This is a genomic window from uncultured Jannaschia sp. (assembly GCF_947503795.1).
In the GTDB taxonomy this organism is placed as follows: domain Bacteria; phylum Pseudomonadota; class Alphaproteobacteria; order Rhodobacterales; family Rhodobacteraceae; genus Jannaschia.
In genome coordinates this window covers 957,536-972,134 of record NZ_CANNEZ010000001.1, presented here as the reverse complement: position 1 = coordinate 972,134, position 14,599 = coordinate 957,536, and the positions used below count along the sequence as shown (strand labels likewise).

Below are 14,599 nucleotides of genomic sequence, written 5' to 3'. Positions count from 1 at the left end.
TGCCGCCATCACGGATGCGGCAGCGGGGCCATGGCTTTTCGCCGCGCGCGGGGCCGCATAGAAGGCGCGGATGCGATATGATGCGATCATCCTCGGCGCGGGCGGGGCGGGCCTTCTGGCGGCGGCGACTGCCGGTCAGGCGGGCGCGCGGGTGCTGGTGATCGACCACGCGGCGAAGGCAGGAAAGAAGATCCTGATCTCGGGCGGCGGGCGCTGCAACTTCACCAATATGGGCGTGGAGCCAGAGTGCTTCCTCTCGGAGAATCCGCATTTCGCGAAATCCGCGCTCAGCCGCTACACCCAGTGGGATTTTCTCGACCTCGTCCAGCGGCACGGCATCGCCTGGCACGAGAAGACGCTGGGTCAGCTCTTCTGCGACGGGTCGGCGCGGCAGATCGTGGCGATGCTGCTGGAAGAATGCGCGGCGGGCGGGGTCGAGATCCGGCTCGGCACCGAGGTCGGCGAGATCGGGCATGGCGACGGCATCTTCCGCGTCGCGGGGGCCGAGGCGCCCGCGCTGGTGATCGCGACGGGCGGGCCGTCGATCCCGAAGATGGGCGCGACCGGCGTGGCCTTCGAGATCGCGCGGCGCTTCGGGCTGGCGGTGGTGCCCCCGCGCCCCGCGCTGGTGCCCTTCACCCTGGCCGAGGGCGAGATGCTGGGCATCGCGGGCGTCGCCGTGCCGTCGGTGGCGATGGCGGGCGGCGCGCGCTTCGAGGAGGCGGCGCTCTTCACGCATAAGGGCCTGAGCGGGCCCGCGATCCTGCAGGTCTCGTCCTATTGGTCGCCGGGCGAAGCGGTGACGCTCGATATCCTGCCCGAAGCGGGCGCCCGCCTGCGCGACGCACGGACCCGGATGCCGCGCGCCCGTCTGCGCGCCGCCCTGTCCGAACACCTGCCGAACCGTCTGGCCGAGGTGCTGGCCGACCGCATCGGGCTCGGGTCCGAACTGGGCAACGCCTCGGACGCGGCGCTGGACCGTGTGGCGGCGGCGCTGAGCGCGCTGACCTTCCACCCGACGGGAACCGAGGGCTATGCCAAGGCCGAGGTGACGGCGGGCGGCATCGACACGGACGGGCTCTCGTCGAAAACGATGGAGGCCCGCGCGGTCCCCGGCCTCTATGCCATAGGCGAGGCGGTGGACGTGACCGGCTGGCTCGGGGGCTACAACTTCCAGTGGGCCTGGGCGTCGGGCGTCGCGGCGGGCCGCGCCATCGCGGCCGCGCGTCAGGCGGGCGTCAGCGCGACCGTGCCGCCGTCGCGCGCGGCCACCTGAATCGCCTCGATCACGCGCAGCGTCCGCAGGCCCTCCTCGCCCGACACCAGCGGGTCGGCGCGGCCTCGGATGACCTCGACGAACTGCGCGATCTGAACGATCAGCGGGTCCGCCGCCGCGACCGGAGCCACCTCGGTGGTAAGCGGCGTCCACCAGCCTCCGTCGTCCCGGTGCCGCCAGATCGTCAGATCCGGCACCGAGAGCGAGCCGGTCGTGCCGCCGATCCGCAGGCAGGCTTCGGGCACGCGCGGATAGATCGGGTATTCGCCCGACGTCATTTCCCACGACCAGGGTGCGGGGATCGCGTCGCTGACCGTGATCGTGACCAGCGCGCCGTTCGCCAGCCGCAAGACGGCCGCGGCCACGTCCTCGTTGGCGTGGCCCCGCGCCGAGGGCGCGGCCTGCGCCTGCACCGACGCGACCTCGCCGCAGAGATGGCGGATCAGGTCGATATCATGGGCGAGGTTGACCGAGATCGGACCCGCACCCGGCTGCGTCCGCCAAGGCGCTTCGGCGAAGTAGCTGTCGGGCTTCTGGAACCAGCAGCTCGCCTGCACGGCCCGGACCGCGCCGATGGCCCCGCCCGAGATCAACTCGTGCGCGCGTGCGATCAGGGGGTTGTGGCGGCGGTGGTGCCCTGTGGCGAGCGGAATGGCCGCCGCGCGCGCGGCGGCGACGAGCGGTTCGGCCTCCTCCGCCGTGACCGCCAACGGTTTCTCGATCAGGACCGGGACGCCCGCGGCGATGCAGGCGAGGCCCTGCCCGACATGGAGCGGCGTGGGCGTCGCAAGGATGACGCCGTCCGCCCCTGCCACGAGGGCCGCATCCAGATCCACGAAATGGGGCGCGCCGATCCCGGCGGCATAGGCCGCGCCTTCGGGACCGGGGTCCACGATACCGGCCAGCGCGGCCCCCGCCACCTGCCCGATCGCGGTGACGTGGCGCCGCCCCACGAGGCCCGCGCCCACCACGAGGATGCGTGTCGTCTCGGTCATGATCCCCCCGTCGGCGATCCCCTGCCGCCCGATGCCGTCCCTAATGGGACACGGACGGGGATGCGAGCGCATCGTCGATCCGCGCCCGTCTCTCGGATGGCGCACGGGACCGGCACGGTCGCCCGTCCGGGCCCCGGCCCTGTCCTCAGAGCGTCAGGATCGTCGAGCCGGTGGTGCGCCGCCCCTCCAGCGCGCGATGTGCCTCGGCCACCTCGCCGAGCGGGAAGGTCTGGCCGATCCGGACATTCACCGCCCCCGCCGCCACCTTCTCGAAGAGATGGGCCGCGATCTCCTGGCAGTCCTCGTGGCGCGCGATGAAGTTGAACAGCGTCGTCCGCGTCAGCTTGAGCGAGCCCTTCTGCGCCAGGGTCAGCAGGCTTACCGGCGGCACCGGCCCCGACGCATTGCCGAACGAGATCATGAAGCCCATCGGGCGCAGGCAGTCGAGCGAGCCGTCGAACGTGTCCGCGCCGACCCCGTCCATCACCGCGTCGACGCCCTTGCCGCCCGTCAGCTCCTTCACGCGGGCAACGAAATCCTCGGCGGTGTAGTCGATGCAATGGGTCGCGCCATGCTCCAGCGCCAGCGCGCATTTCTCGGGGCCACCGGCGGTGCCGATCAGCTCGATCCCCTCGGATCGGGCCCATTGGCAGGCGATCAGCCCGACGCCGCCCGCCGCCGCGTGGAACAGGACCCGGTCGCCGCGCCCGAGCGGCGTGACCCGGTGGAACAGGTATTCGACCGTCATGCCCTGGAGCATCATCGCCGCCGCCGTCTCGTAGGAGACCTCGTCCGGCAGGCGGCACACCTGAGCCGCGGGCATCACCCGCTCCTCGCAATAGGCGCCCGGAGGCGTGGCGGCATAGGCGACGCGGTCGCCGTCCGACAGGTGGGTGACGCCTTCGCCCACCGCGACCACGTCGCCCGCCGCCTCCATCCCGAGGGCGTGGGGCAGCTCCAGCGGGTAGAGGCCCATCCGCTGATAGACATCGATGAAGTTCAGCCCGCAGGCCCGGTGCCGAATCCGCACCTCGCCCGCGCCCGGCGCGCCGACCTCGCGGTCCACGAGCTTCAACTGCTCCGCGCCCCCGGCGGCCTCGATGATGACGGTCCTGACCATTGCACTCTCCCTGCTGTCGCGGGGCAGCATAGCCGGAACGCGACGCCGCGCGAGCCCGGGATCGTGCAGGACCCGGGCACGGCATGGGAGGAAGGGATCTGTCGGGGATGTGCGGATTGGCTGGGGTGGTAGGATTCGAACCTACGACCTGCGGTACCAAAAACCGTCGCGCTACCACTGCGCCACACCCCAACCGTGCGGCGTGAGATAGTTGAGGGTCCAAAGGGTCGCAAGGGAAAAATCCGGCCTTGCGACCCGGCCCGTTTCAGTCCCGTGCGGCCCGGATCAGCCCGAGGATATCGCGCGCCGCGGCGGGGATGTTGGTGCCCGGCCCGAAGATCGCCGCGACCCCTGCACGCTTGAGAAAATCGTAGTCCTGCTGGGGGATGACACCGCCGCAAATCACGATGATCTCGGAGGCGTCGGCCGCGGCCAGCGCCTCGATCAGCTTCGGGGCGAGCGTGCGGTGCCCGGCGGCCTGGCTCGAGATGCCGACCACGTGGACGTCGTTGTCGATGGCGTCCTGCGCCGCCTCCTCGGGGGTCTGGAAGAGCGGGCCGACATCGACGTCGAAGCCGATATCCGCGAAGGCCGTGGCGATCACCTTGGCGCCCCGGTCGTGCCCGTCCTGTCCCATCTTCACGACCAGCATCCGGGGGCGGCGCCCCTCCTCCTCGGCGAAGGCGTCCACATCCTTCTGGATCGCGGCGAAGCCCTCGTCGCCCTCGTAGGCGGCGCCGTAGACGCCCGCGAGGGTCTTCACTTCGGCGCGGTGGCGCCCGAACTCGTCTTCCATCGCCATCGAGATCTCCCCCACCGTGGCGCGCGCGCGAGCCGCCTCGACCGCCGCTTCCAGAAGGTTGCCGCCCTCGGCGGCGCGGCGCGTCACCTCGGCCAGCGCCGCGTCGCAGGCGGCCGTGTCGCGGGACGCGCGGATGCGCTCCAGCCGGGCGACCTGCGCTTCGCGGACCTTGTCATTGTCGATATCGAGGATGTCGATCGCGTCCTCGGTTTCGCGGCGGTACTTGTTGACGCCGACGATCACCTCCTCGCCCCGGTCGATCAGGGCCTGGCGGGTCGCGGCACTCTCCTCGATGCGCAGCTTGGGCATGCCCGAGGCCACGGCCTTGGTCATGCCGCCCATCTCCTCGACCTCCTCGATGAGCGTCCAGGCGGCCTCGGCCAGATCGGCCGTCAGCCGTTCGACGTAGTAGGACCCGGCTAGCGGGTCGACGACGTTGGTGACCCCCGTCTCCTCCTGGAGGATGAGCTGGGTGTTGCGCGCGATCCGGCTGGAGTTCTCGGTCGGGAGCGCGATCGCCTCGTCGAAGGAATTGGTGTGGAGCGATTGCGTCCCGCCGAGGACGGCGGCCAGCGCCTCGTAGGCCGTGCGGACCACGTTGTTGTAGGGATCCTGCTCCTGCAGGCTGACGCCGCTCGTCTGGCAATGGGTCCGCAGCATCGAGGATTTGGGGTTCTTCGGCTCGAACTCCGACATGATGCGGTGCCAGAGGAGGCGCGCGGCGCGCAGCTTGGCGGCCTCCATGAAGATGTTCATACCGATGGCGAAGAAGAAGCTGAGCCGCCCGGCGAAGCGGTCGACATCCATGCCGCGCGCGATGGCGGTTCGGACATATTCGCGCCCGTCGGCCAGCGTGAAGGCCAGCTCCTGGACGAGGTTCGCGCCCGCCTCCTGCATGTGGTAGCCCGAGATCGAGATCGAGTTGAACTTCGGCATCTCGTCGGCGGTGTATTCGATGATGTCCGCGATGATCCGCATCGAGGGCTCGGGCGGATACACATACGTGTTCCGCACCATGAATTCCTTGAGGATGTCGTTCTGGATCGTGCCCGACAGGGCCGACCGCGCGACGCCCTGTTCCTCGCCCGCGACAATGAAATTCGCGAGGATCGGGATCACCGCACCGTTCATGGTCATGCTGACGCTGACCTGGTCCAGCGGGATGCCGTCGAACAGGATCTTCATGTCCTCGACGCTGTCGATGGCGACACCCGCCTTGCCGACATCGCCGACGACGCGCGGATGGTCGCTGTCGTAGCCGCGGTGGGTCGCGAGGTCGAAGGCGACCGAGACACCCTGCTGCCCGGCAGCCAGCGCGCGGCGGTAAAACGCGTTGGATTCCTCGGCCGTCGAGAAGCCTGCATATTGCCGGATCGTCCAGGGCCGGCCCGCGTACATCGTGGCCTTCACGCCCCGCGTATACGGCGCCTCGCCCGGGATCGTGCCCAGATGGTCCAGCCCGTCGAGATCGTCGGCGGTGTAGACCGGCTGGACGGGAATGCCCTCCAGCGTGTCCCAGGTCAGGTCGTCCAGCGACCTGTTGCGCAGCTCACCCTCGGCCAGCCGCGCCCATCTGTCCCTCGGCCCGCCCGAGCCGTCCGTCCTGTCGGAGGTGTCCTTGGCGCTCATGCCGTCGTCCTTTCCCATCGTCCCGTGGGGCATCGTCGTCGCGTGCCCCTTCGATATAGGTCGCAAGCCCGTCCGCGCCCGCGCGCAGCCAGGCGAGATCCGCCGCGTGGCGCGTCCGGAGCCGGTCGCGCGCCGCGGGCGCGAAGGGCATGAAACGGTCGCCCTCGCCGGCGACGGTCTCGAAACAGCCCTCGTCACGCAGGCGCGCCCGAAGATCGGCCAGGCCCGGCGACGCGTTCACCCGGCCCGCATCGGCGTAGCGCGCCGCGTGGCCCGTCATATGCGCATAGGCCGTCTCGGGGTGCCCGCCCAGGCCATCATAGTCCCAAACCGTGAGCCGCGCATCCGGCAACGCCGCCGCAAGGTCGGCGATCACGTCACGCCAGCCGCGCCGCGCGGCCACGATGGCGTCCAGCGTGGCGCGGTCGGGCGGCGCGAAGCCGCGCGTCATGAGAAAGGCGAAGGCGCTGGACCACCAGCTGTCGGGCGAACGGATGCAGAGGCACACCCGGTCGATCCCCGGCAGGACCAGCGACAAGCGGGCCAACCGCCCCGACACCGTCGGATAGAGCCGCGCCATCAACACGTTCTCGCGCAGGCCGCCCAAGCCGTTTTCGTCCGAGACGATCAGGCGGCTCATGCCCTGGCCCGACATCTCGTGGCGCAGCATCGCCACCCGGCCCGCCGCGCGATGTGCCGCGGCGTCGCGCCGCGCCTCCTGGCGGCCCGGATCGCCCAGCACGCCGGTCAGAAGGCCCGCGCGGGTGCGGCGCGGCGTCCAGATGGCGGTGCCGCAGCGGCCCAGATGGGTCTCGTTGCGCTCGAGGAGGCGCTGCAGTGACGAGGACGCGCTGCGATGGGCGCCGAGGTGAAGGGTAACGGGCGGGGTCTGGGTCAGGCGCGGCATGGAACCTCCGGGGCGCGATATCGGGTCGGCCCGGAGCCTGCCCCACCATGCCTGACCGGCGCGTTAACCCGCGAATTCAAGGCAAAAGCGCCGCATCCGTGACGTGGGGCCTTCGCCCCGCGCGCCCGTGCCCCTATATCTAGGGCAACCGCACGGACACGGACGCCCATGACGCTCAAGACATTTTTGCCGATCCTCGCCGCCGCCCTGACCTTCGGCGCGGGCGGGCACGCGGCCGATACGCTCGATCCGCTGGCCGCGTGGGAGGAGGATCCGACCCTCGTCTTCGACGCGACCGAGATCGACCTCGCGGAGTTCCTGTATGCCGCGCGGCCCGTCGTGGTCTTCGCCAACTCGCCGCGCGACCCCGCCTTCATCGAACAGATGGGCGAGCTGGAGGACGGGCTCTCCGAGATGGTCGACCGGGACGTGGTGGTCGTCGTCGACACCGATCCCGCCGCCCGGTCGGAGCTGCGGACGCGGCTGCGCCCGCGCGGCTTCATGCTGGTGCTGATCGGCAAGGACGGGCAGGTCAAACTGCGCAAGCCCCTGCCCTGGACAACGCGCGAGCTGTCGCGCTCGATCGACAAGATGCCCATGCGCCAGCGCGAGTTGCGCGAGGGGTCGTAGGTGCTGCAGGAGTTGCGACGCACCCGGCCGACGCTTATGTTGTTGTCCAAGGAGGACGCCATGTCCAAGACAGCCACACCCCGCCAGGCCTCGCCGGACGACATCCCGTATGTTCCGACCCCGCCGGTCACCGGCCGGACCGGGCCCCGGCCCGAAGGCTACTGACGTTCAGCCGCCGGACCTCCGCTTCGGCCGCATCCTTGCCATCGCGCGCGTAGACCTCGATCAGCCAAACGGCTTTGCGACCAAGGCGTAACGCCGCGATCTTCATGTAGAGATAATCCAGATACATCGCGATCTTCCGACGCGTTGACAGGATGGTGAACGTGCCGTCCCGCATGTCCTCCACATGGTCGGCCAGACTGCCGAGCTGCGAGTAATAGGCCACGATCGGGTCGATGGTCACCCGGGGCAGGATATGGATCTCGGCCTCGAGGGCACTGAAGATCCGGTCATGCTTCTCGCGCGGGACAAGGGGCACGAAACCCGCGTCCGCCCGCATCCGCCGCACCATCTGCGCGCCCGCCCGCCGCAATGCGCCTTCGTCCAGCAGGTTCGACAGGTTCGCGTCGATCTCGGCGAAGATGGCGCGGTGCGCATCGCGCAGCCGCTCGGCCCGCAGCTTGGCCGCAACCCGCCGGTTCTGCCACCCGTTCACCAGCCAACCTGCCGCCACGAAGAAGCCGGCGATCACCGCCTGCCAGATGCGCGCGTCCAGCCCCCGCAACCAGTCGCTCAGCGCCCGTGCGCTCAGGCCCTCGAACCACCCGGCGGACAAGCCGAACAGGATGACGGCCGACACCGCCACCGCCCCGAGGAAAATGGGCCAGCCGTCCTGCACCCGCCTACTCGAACTCGAGGATCACGTCGTCCACCGCGAGGCTGTCGCCCGCCGCCGCATTGACCTTCGAGACGGTGCCGCGGCGCTCGGCGCGCAGGATGTTCTCCATCTTCATGGCCTCGACCACGGCCAGCGCCTGCCCCTCCTGCACCTCGTCGCCCTCGGCCACGTCGACGCGCACGATCAGGCCGGGCATCGGGCAGAGAAGCAGCTTCGAGGTATCCGCCGGCACCTTCTCGGGCATCAGCGCGGCCAGCTCGGCTTGCCGGGGCGTGCGGACATGGACGCGCAGGTCCGCGCCGCGCGTGCGGATGCGGAACCCGCCCGATATCTTGCCGACCTTCATCACCACGGGCGCGCCCGCGACCTCCATCCGGGCCAGCGCGTCGCCCGGCGTCCAGGCGCCGGTGACGCGCAGCGTCTCGCCCTCGATCGTCACGTCCGAGCCGTCGGGATCGGCCGCGATCACCGTCTCGAATCGCGCGCCGCCCAAGGTCACCACCCAATCCGAGCCGACCTTTCGCTCGTGGTTGTCCATCCGGCCCGACACGCGGGTGCGCCGGATCTCGGCCACCCGGTGCATCGCGGCGCAGGCGGCGGCGATGCGGCGCAGATGATCCTCGGGCAGGTCCACGCCCTCGAACCCGTCAGGATATTCCTCGGCGATGAAGGCGGTCGTCATGTTGCCCGCGACGAACTTGGGGTGGTCCATCACCGCGCTGAGGAAGGGCAGGTTGTGCCCGATCCCCTCGACCTCGAACCCATCCAGCGCGTCGCGCATCGCCGCGATGGCCGCTGCCCGATCCGGGCCCCAGGTGCAGAGCTTGGCGATCATCGGGTCGTAGAACATGCTGATCTCGCCGCCCTCGTAGACGCCGGTATCGTTGCGCACGACGACGTCGCCCACCGCGCCACCGGCGGTGCCGGGCAGGTAGCCCTCGGTTTCGGCGGGCGGGCGGTAGCGCGACAGCCGGCCGATCGAGGGCAAGAAGCCGCGATAGGGATCTTCGGCGTAAAGACGGCTCTCCATCGCCCAGCCGGTCAGGGTCACATCCTCCTGCGCCATAGCGAGCGTCTCGCCCGCGGCGACGCGGATCATGTGCTCCACGAGGTCGACGCCGGTGATCAGCTCGGTCACCGGATGCTCGACCTGAAGCCGGGTGTTCATCTCGAGGAAATAGAAATTGCGGTCGCCATCGACGATGAACTCGACCGTGCCCGCGCTGGCGTAGCCGACCGCATGGGCCAGCGCGAGGCTCTGCTCGCCCATGGCGCGGCGCGTTTCGGGATCGAGGAACGGTGACGGCGCCTCCTCGACAACCTTCTGATTGCGGCGCTGGATGGAACACTCACGCTCGCCCAGATAGACGCCGTTGCCGTGCTGGTCGCACAGCACCTGGATCTCGATATGGCGCGGCTGGGTGACGAATTTCTCGATGAACATGCGGTCGTCGCCGAAGCTCGACGCCGCCTCGTTCTTCGACGCCTGGAAGCCTTCGGCCACCTCGTCCTCGGACCACGCGATCCGCATGCCCTTGCCGCCGCCGCCCGCGCTGGCCTTGAGCATCACCGGATAGCCGATCTCGCCCGAGATGCGGATCGCCTCATCGGCGTTCTCGATCAGGCCCATATGGCCGGGCACCGTGCTGACCCCTGCCTCCTGGGCGATCTTCTTCGACGTGATCTTGTCACCCATCGCCTCGATCGCGCGCTTGGGCGGGCCGATGAAGGCGACGCCCTCGGCCTCCAGCGCCTCGGCGAATTTCGGGTTCTCGCTGAGAAAGCCGTAGCCCGGATGCACCGCCTGCGCGCCGGTCTGGCGGATGGCATCCATGATGCGGTCGATCACGATATAGGACTGGTTGGCGGGCGGCGGGCCGATATGCACCGCCTCGTCCGCCATCTTGACGTGCAGCGCATTGCGATCGGCGTCGGAATAGACGGCCACCGTCTTGATGCCCATGCGGCGCGCCGTCTTGATGACGCGGCAGGCGATCTCGCCCCGGTTGGCGATCAGGATCTTCTCGAACATGCGGTCCCCCTCGCCCGGTCTTCCGCCGGGCCGACGCAAAAAAGGGCCGCCCGGTCACATGACCGGACAGCCCCGAAGCTGGTTTCGGCGGCCCCGAGGGGCCGGTGATCAGATGTCGTTGGCCAGCGCGCCGCCCGCGGCGCCGATGGCACCACCCGCGACACATGCGCCGTCCTGAACGATCTCGCCCACGGCACAACCGATGAGGCCGCCGACGGCCGCGCGCTCGAGATCCGAGCCGGTGTTGCAAGCTGCGAGCAGCGTGACGAGGGCGATGGCGGGCACGATGAAGGTACGATGCATGGAAAATCTCCGTAGGTTATGCCTGACCGTAACGCACCGATTTGGCACCGGGTTGCAAGGCCGCGTGAAAAGTTCCGCGGCCGTGGCGGATTACCGCCCCCAATCCGCCACGTCGTCGGCCAGCGCGCCGCCGGCCGCGCCGATGAGGACGCCCGCCGCGACGTTTCCGTCCAGCGCCTTGGCGCCGAGTCCGCCGAGGACCGCGCCGCCCGCGGCACGCTCCACATCGGTCCCGATGCAGCCGGACAGGGCCAGCGCGGCGACGATGCCGGCGGCCCGAATGGGTGTGTTGAACATGGAACTGCTCCTGCCTTCTTCGTTATTGTCAGAGCGGGTCCGCATCCTCCCCCGAACCGCCGCGCTTCTGCCTGTATGGCGCAGTCGGAAAAGGGTCCGGACGATGGCTCGGCCCGCAGGCAGACCCATCGTCCGGGAGGGGAAGGGGTACGGTTCCACTCGTGCGTGTCCGGCCATCTCCCGGAGAGGATCGGGCCGGTGGGGCACGACGTCACGCTGCGCCGGGCGGGGCGCACGTCAAAACGCAAAATGGCGCGCTCGGCGCCATCGGCGCTCCTCCGCCCATGGGGGGTCCGGATCGGCGCCTTCACGCCCAATCCTCGTCATCCGTATCGCCCGATGGCGCATCATCCTCGGCGAACACGTCCGGAAAGGAGGCACGGGCCTGACGCTCGTCGATCCGGAGCATCGCGTCGTAGGAGGCGGGATCGAACGGCTCCTCCGCCGGGACCACCTCGCGCCCGAAGAGCCAGGATAGTCGTCCGGCGTCGAGATTGCCGCGCTCGAAAGGCTGGTCCTCGAAATGGTCCCAGAGCGCGCCGAGAAACGCTGCGTCCGCCAGCCGATCGGTATGGCGCCGGTCGCGGTAGCGTTCGAGCCGCTTCAGAGGCGTCACGCCCTTGGGGTTCGCGCGCCGGATGGTGAACTGGAGATCGGTGCCCGGAAGACGGCCCGGAAAACCGCGATGCTTGTGCATCGGATCGCGCCCGCCGCTCATGTCGCGGCGCCCGCGGTCGGGGTGGCCGGGGCGAGGTCGAAGCCCCGCCCCGTGCGCGTATCAGTACTTGCCGCTGACGGGCTCGACCACGACGGGTGCGGGCTCGACGATGATGATCTCTTCCGGCTCGGGATTCGAGAGGAAGCAGCCCGACAGCGCGGTGAGCGCGGCCAGACCGACGACGGCTTTGATGACGTTGGACATCCAGGTCTCCTGACGTTGACGGGCGGCGCGAGGGGTTCAACCCTCACGCCGCCCGTGATGCGGACCGCATGGCTGCGGCCTGTGGAGAACTTATCAGACGTCAGATCACCGCGATACGGGTGCCCCAGAAATGCCCCAGTTGCATGGGGCCCTTGTGGCGACGTGGCATCAATGGCGTCGATCCGCCGGGATTGTTCCCGGTGGGCGGACGGGCCGGACGCGTGCGCGCGGCCCGTCGCGCGATCAGAACTTCGTGGAAACCGGGTCGACGGTGACCGGCTCGACGAAGACGATCTCTTCTTCGGCGGGCGCGCCACAGGCAACGAGGGTGGCGGTGATGCCGAGAACGGCGACGGTCTTGATGAGCTTACGCATAGAGTCTCTCTCCTGTCGTTTCGGGTCGGGATGCGGTGCGGATTCGCGGCTCCCCCCTGACCGTAACACATACCCGGACGACGTGGTTCCTCAACCTGCATTAGAACGCCTCCGGCGAACATGCGCCGTTCTCGATGGTGTAGACGGTGAAGAACTGCTGGGCCTCGGGATCGGTCGCGCCGCGCGGCACGGGCCGGTCCATCAGGTTGACCAGCACGCTTTCGGTGCGCGCATGGGGCAATGCGGCGATCGGCACGGCATGGGTCGCGCAGAGCCAGTCCATGTCGGCCTGCGCCGCCTCGAAATCCACCGTGCCGCCGTCGCGGGCGACGCCGGGCGCGATGAAACGCAGGATCGCCTGGGTCCCCTGCCCCTCCACGCGCTCCCAGAGCACCTGCCAGAGCACGACGGCCTGGCCGGACGGAATGGTGTCCTGCGCCGCGGCGGGCCCGGCCAGGACCAGCGCCGCGAGAATGCTCCGTCCGATCATGCCGCTCTCTCCCGATGCCGCGCCGCGCGGACCCAACCGGCCCGCAGGTCCGGATCGGCCAGCACCGCCGCGACCCGTGCCGTCAGCCCAACCGTCACGGCGCCCTCGACCCGGCCCCCGGCGCGGACGTGACAGCCACCCGCGTCGCGCGTCACCTCGACGGCGGGCGCGAACCCCCGCAAATCACGCAGGGCCCGCCAGAGGTCCTGCCGCACGGCATGGGCCAGTCGCCGCCGCCCCAGATCGGGCAGCCGCGTCTCGGCTGCCACATCCCAGCGCACGGGCACCCGCCGCGTCAACGCGAAGGTCGCGCCGTCTCGGCGGGCCTGCCAGCCGCGCCCGTCGGGGATCCATCCGCTCACAGCGGGATCGTGTCGTGCTTGCGCCACGGCCGCTCCTGCCGCTTGTGGCGGAGCGAGGCGAAGGCGCGGGCGATGCGCTTGCGAGTGGCGCGCGGCTGGATCACCTCGTCGATGAAACCCTTCTCGGCGGCCACGAACGGATTGGCGAAGCGGTCCTCGTAATCCTTCGTGCGCGCCGCGATCTTTTCGGCGTCGCCCAGCTCGGAGCGGTAGAGGATCTCGACCGCGCCCTTCGCCCCCATCACCGCGATCTCGGCGGTGGGCCAGGCATAGTTGAAATCGCCCTTCAGGTGCTTCGACGCCATGACGTCATAGGCCCCCCCATAGGCCTTGCGCGTAATGACCGTGACCTTGGGCACCGTCGCCTCGCCATAGGCAAACAGCAGCTTCGCGCCGTGCTTGATGACGCCGCCATATTCCTGGCTCGTCCCCGGCAGGAAGCCCGGTACGTCCACGAGCGTCAGCAGCGGGATGTCGTAGGCGTCGCAGAACCGCACGAACTGCGCGGCCTTCCGCGAGCTGTCGATGTCGAGGCAGCCGGCCAGCACCATCGGCTGATTGGCGACGACGCCGATCGTGCGCCCCTCGATGCGGATGAAGCCCGTCAGGATGTTCTTGGCGAATGCGGCCTTGATCTCGAAAAAATCACCCTCGTCGGCCAGCTTGGCGATCAGCTCGGTCATGTCGTAGGGCGCGTTCGGATTGTCTGGGATCAGCGTGTCGAGGCTGTCCTCGATCCGGTCGGGACTGTCGAAGAATGGCCGCACCGGCGGGATCTCGCGGTTCGAGAGCGGCAGGAAATCGAAGAGCCGCCGCACCTCGGCCAGCGCCTCGACATCGTTCTCGAACGCGCCGTCGGCCACGCCGGACGTCTTCGTATGGGTGACCGCGCCGCCCAGCTCCTCGGCGGTGACGACTTCGTTCGTGACCGTCTTCACGACGTCGGGGCCGGTGACGAACATGTAGGACGAATCCTTCACCATGAAGATGAAGTCGGTCATCGCGGGGGAATACACCGCGCCACCCGCACACGGTCCCATGATGACGCTGATCTGGGGGATGACGCCGGATGCATCGATGTTGCGCTGGAACACCTCGGCATAGCCCGCGAGCGAGGCCACCCCCTCCTGGATGCGCGCGCCGCCCGAGTCGTTGAGCCCGATGACCGGCGCGCCGTTCTGGATCGCCATGTCCTGGATCTTGCAGATCTTCTGGGCGTGCGTCTCGGAGAGCGAGCCGCCGAAGACGGTGAAATCCTGGCTGAAGACGTAGACAAGACGCCCGTTGATCGTCCCCCAACCGGTGACGACACCGTCGCCCGCGGGCCGGTCCTCGGCCATCCCGAAATCCGTGGCGCGGTGGGCCACGAACATGTCGAACTCCTCGAACGAACCGTCGTCGAGCAGAAGCTCGATCCGCTCGCGCGCGGTCAGCTTGCCCTTGGCGTGCTGGGCGTCGATGCGGCGTTGGCCGCCGCCCTGCCGCGCCTCGTCGCGCCGCGCCTCCAGCTCTCCGAGTATGTCCTTCATGGCAGAGACCCTCCCGTTTCCCCATGCCTACGCGCGCGGCCGGGGGCGGAAAAGCCCGATCTGGATAATTTGCAAAGGCGGAGTCAGCA

At 69.4% G+C, this 14,599-nt stretch carries 16 protein-coding genes and 1 tRNA gene; 2 read left to right on the top strand and 15 right to left on the bottom strand.

Going from position 1 to position 14,599, the window contains the following annotated elements; translation table 11 throughout:
* Nucleotides 1-70: 70 nt before the first annotated feature.
* Entirely contained in the window at nucleotides 71-1,276 is a 1,206-nt protein-coding gene (locus tag Q0833_RS05280; protein WP_298430978.1) for an NAD(P)/FAD-dependent oxidoreductase, read from the top strand.
* Here the strand turns inward: Q0833_RS05280 and Q0833_RS05275 are convergent.
* From Q0833_RS05275 to Q0833_RS05255, 5 genes are all read right to left on the bottom strand, one after another.
* Nucleotides 1,228-2,271 (bottom strand): Gfo/Idh/MocA family oxidoreductase, encoded by a 1,044-nt coding sequence (locus Q0833_RS05275; RefSeq protein WP_298430976.1) that lies wholly within the window; start codon nucleotides 2,269-2,271, stop codon nucleotides 1,228-1,230. The genes Q0833_RS05280 and Q0833_RS05275 overlap by 49 nt on opposite strands.
* Before the next feature lie 145 nt (nucleotides 2,272-2,416).
* On the bottom strand, nucleotides 2,417-3,391 hold the full coding sequence (locus Q0833_RS05270) for a quinone oxidoreductase (RefSeq protein ID WP_298430974.1): 975 nt from the start codon (nucleotides 3,389-3,391) through the stop codon (nucleotides 2,417-2,419).
* A 117-nt stretch (nucleotides 3,392-3,508) separates the two neighbouring features.
* Nucleotides 3,509-3,583: transfer RNA gene (locus tag Q0833_RS05265), tRNA-Gln, on the bottom strand.
* A gap of 73 nt (nucleotides 3,584-3,656) precedes the next feature.
* The gene (gene scpA / locus Q0833_RS05260; RefSeq protein ID WP_298430972.1) at nucleotides 3,657-5,822 is read right to left on the bottom strand and encodes a methylmalonyl-CoA mutase; all 2,166 of its coding nucleotides are present in this window, start codon (nucleotides 5,820-5,822) and stop codon (nucleotides 3,657-3,659) included.
* A complete protein-coding gene (locus Q0833_RS05255) occupies nucleotides 5,743-6,729 on the bottom strand; it encodes a hypothetical protein (protein ID WP_298430970.1) in 987 nt (328 codons plus the stop codon). The genes scpA and Q0833_RS05255 overlap by 80 nt, the downstream gene beginning before the upstream one ends.
* Before the next feature lie 168 nt (nucleotides 6,730-6,897).
* On the opposite strand from Q0833_RS05255, the gene Q0833_RS05250 reads away from it, so the two are divergent.
* Entirely contained in the window at nucleotides 6,898-7,359 is a 462-nt protein-coding gene (locus Q0833_RS05250) for a DUF4174 domain-containing protein (protein ID WP_298430968.1), read from the top strand.
* 127 nt (nucleotides 7,360-7,486) lie between these two features.
* On the opposite strand, the gene Q0833_RS05245 is transcribed toward Q0833_RS05250, so the two are convergent.
* The 10 genes from Q0833_RS05245 to Q0833_RS05200 form a co-directional block, all read right to left on the bottom strand.
* The gene (locus Q0833_RS05245; protein WP_298430966.1) at nucleotides 7,487-8,161 is read right to left on the bottom strand and encodes a hypothetical protein; all 675 of its coding nucleotides are present in this window, start codon (nucleotides 8,159-8,161) and stop codon (nucleotides 7,487-7,489) included.
* A 43-nt stretch (nucleotides 8,162-8,204) separates the two neighbouring features.
* Complete coding sequence (locus tag Q0833_RS05240) at nucleotides 8,205-10,232, bottom strand: acetyl/propionyl/methylcrotonyl-CoA carboxylase subunit alpha (RefSeq protein WP_298430964.1); 2,028 nt, start codon at nucleotides 10,230-10,232, stop codon at nucleotides 8,205-8,207.
* Nucleotides 10,233-10,340: 108 nt separating this feature from the next.
* Entirely contained in the window at nucleotides 10,341-10,535 is a 195-nt protein-coding gene (locus tag Q0833_RS05235) for a hypothetical protein (RefSeq protein ID WP_298430961.1), read from the bottom strand.
* A 90-nt stretch (nucleotides 10,536-10,625) separates the two neighbouring features.
* A complete protein-coding gene (locus tag Q0833_RS05230) occupies nucleotides 10,626-10,832 on the bottom strand; it encodes a hypothetical protein (protein ID WP_298430959.1) in 207 nt (68 codons plus the stop codon).
* Nucleotides 10,833-11,139: 307 nt separating this feature from the next.
* Nucleotides 11,140-11,529, bottom strand: coding sequence for a hypothetical protein (locus tag Q0833_RS05225; protein WP_298434983.1), 390 nt, complete (start codon nucleotides 11,527-11,529; stop codon nucleotides 11,140-11,142).
* Between the two features lie 81 nt (nucleotides 11,530-11,610).
* Entirely contained in the window at nucleotides 11,611-11,754 is a 144-nt protein-coding gene (locus Q0833_RS05220) for a hypothetical protein (protein ID WP_298430957.1), read from the bottom strand.
* A 243-nt stretch (nucleotides 11,755-11,997) separates the two neighbouring features.
* On the bottom strand, nucleotides 11,998-12,129 hold the full coding sequence (locus Q0833_RS05215; protein WP_298430955.1) for a hypothetical protein: 132 nt from the start codon (nucleotides 12,127-12,129) through the stop codon (nucleotides 11,998-12,000).
* Nucleotides 12,130-12,229: 100 nt separating this feature from the next.
* Nucleotides 12,230-12,619: a DUF6497 family protein gene (locus Q0833_RS05210; protein WP_298430953.1), complete on the bottom strand. Its 390-nt coding sequence runs from the start codon at nucleotides 12,617-12,619 to the stop codon at nucleotides 12,230-12,232.
* Nucleotides 12,616-12,981, bottom strand: a complete 366-nt coding sequence (locus tag Q0833_RS05205; RefSeq protein ID WP_298430951.1) for a hypothetical protein — start codon at nucleotides 12,979-12,981, stop codon at nucleotides 12,616-12,618. The genes Q0833_RS05210 and Q0833_RS05205 overlap by 4 nt, the downstream gene beginning before the upstream one ends.
* A complete protein-coding gene (locus Q0833_RS05200; RefSeq protein WP_298430949.1) occupies nucleotides 12,978-14,510 on the bottom strand; it encodes an acyl-CoA carboxylase subunit beta in 1,533 nt (510 codons plus the stop codon). The genes Q0833_RS05205 and Q0833_RS05200 overlap by 4 nt, the downstream gene beginning before the upstream one ends.
* Nucleotides 14,511-14,599 lie beyond the last annotated feature (89 nt).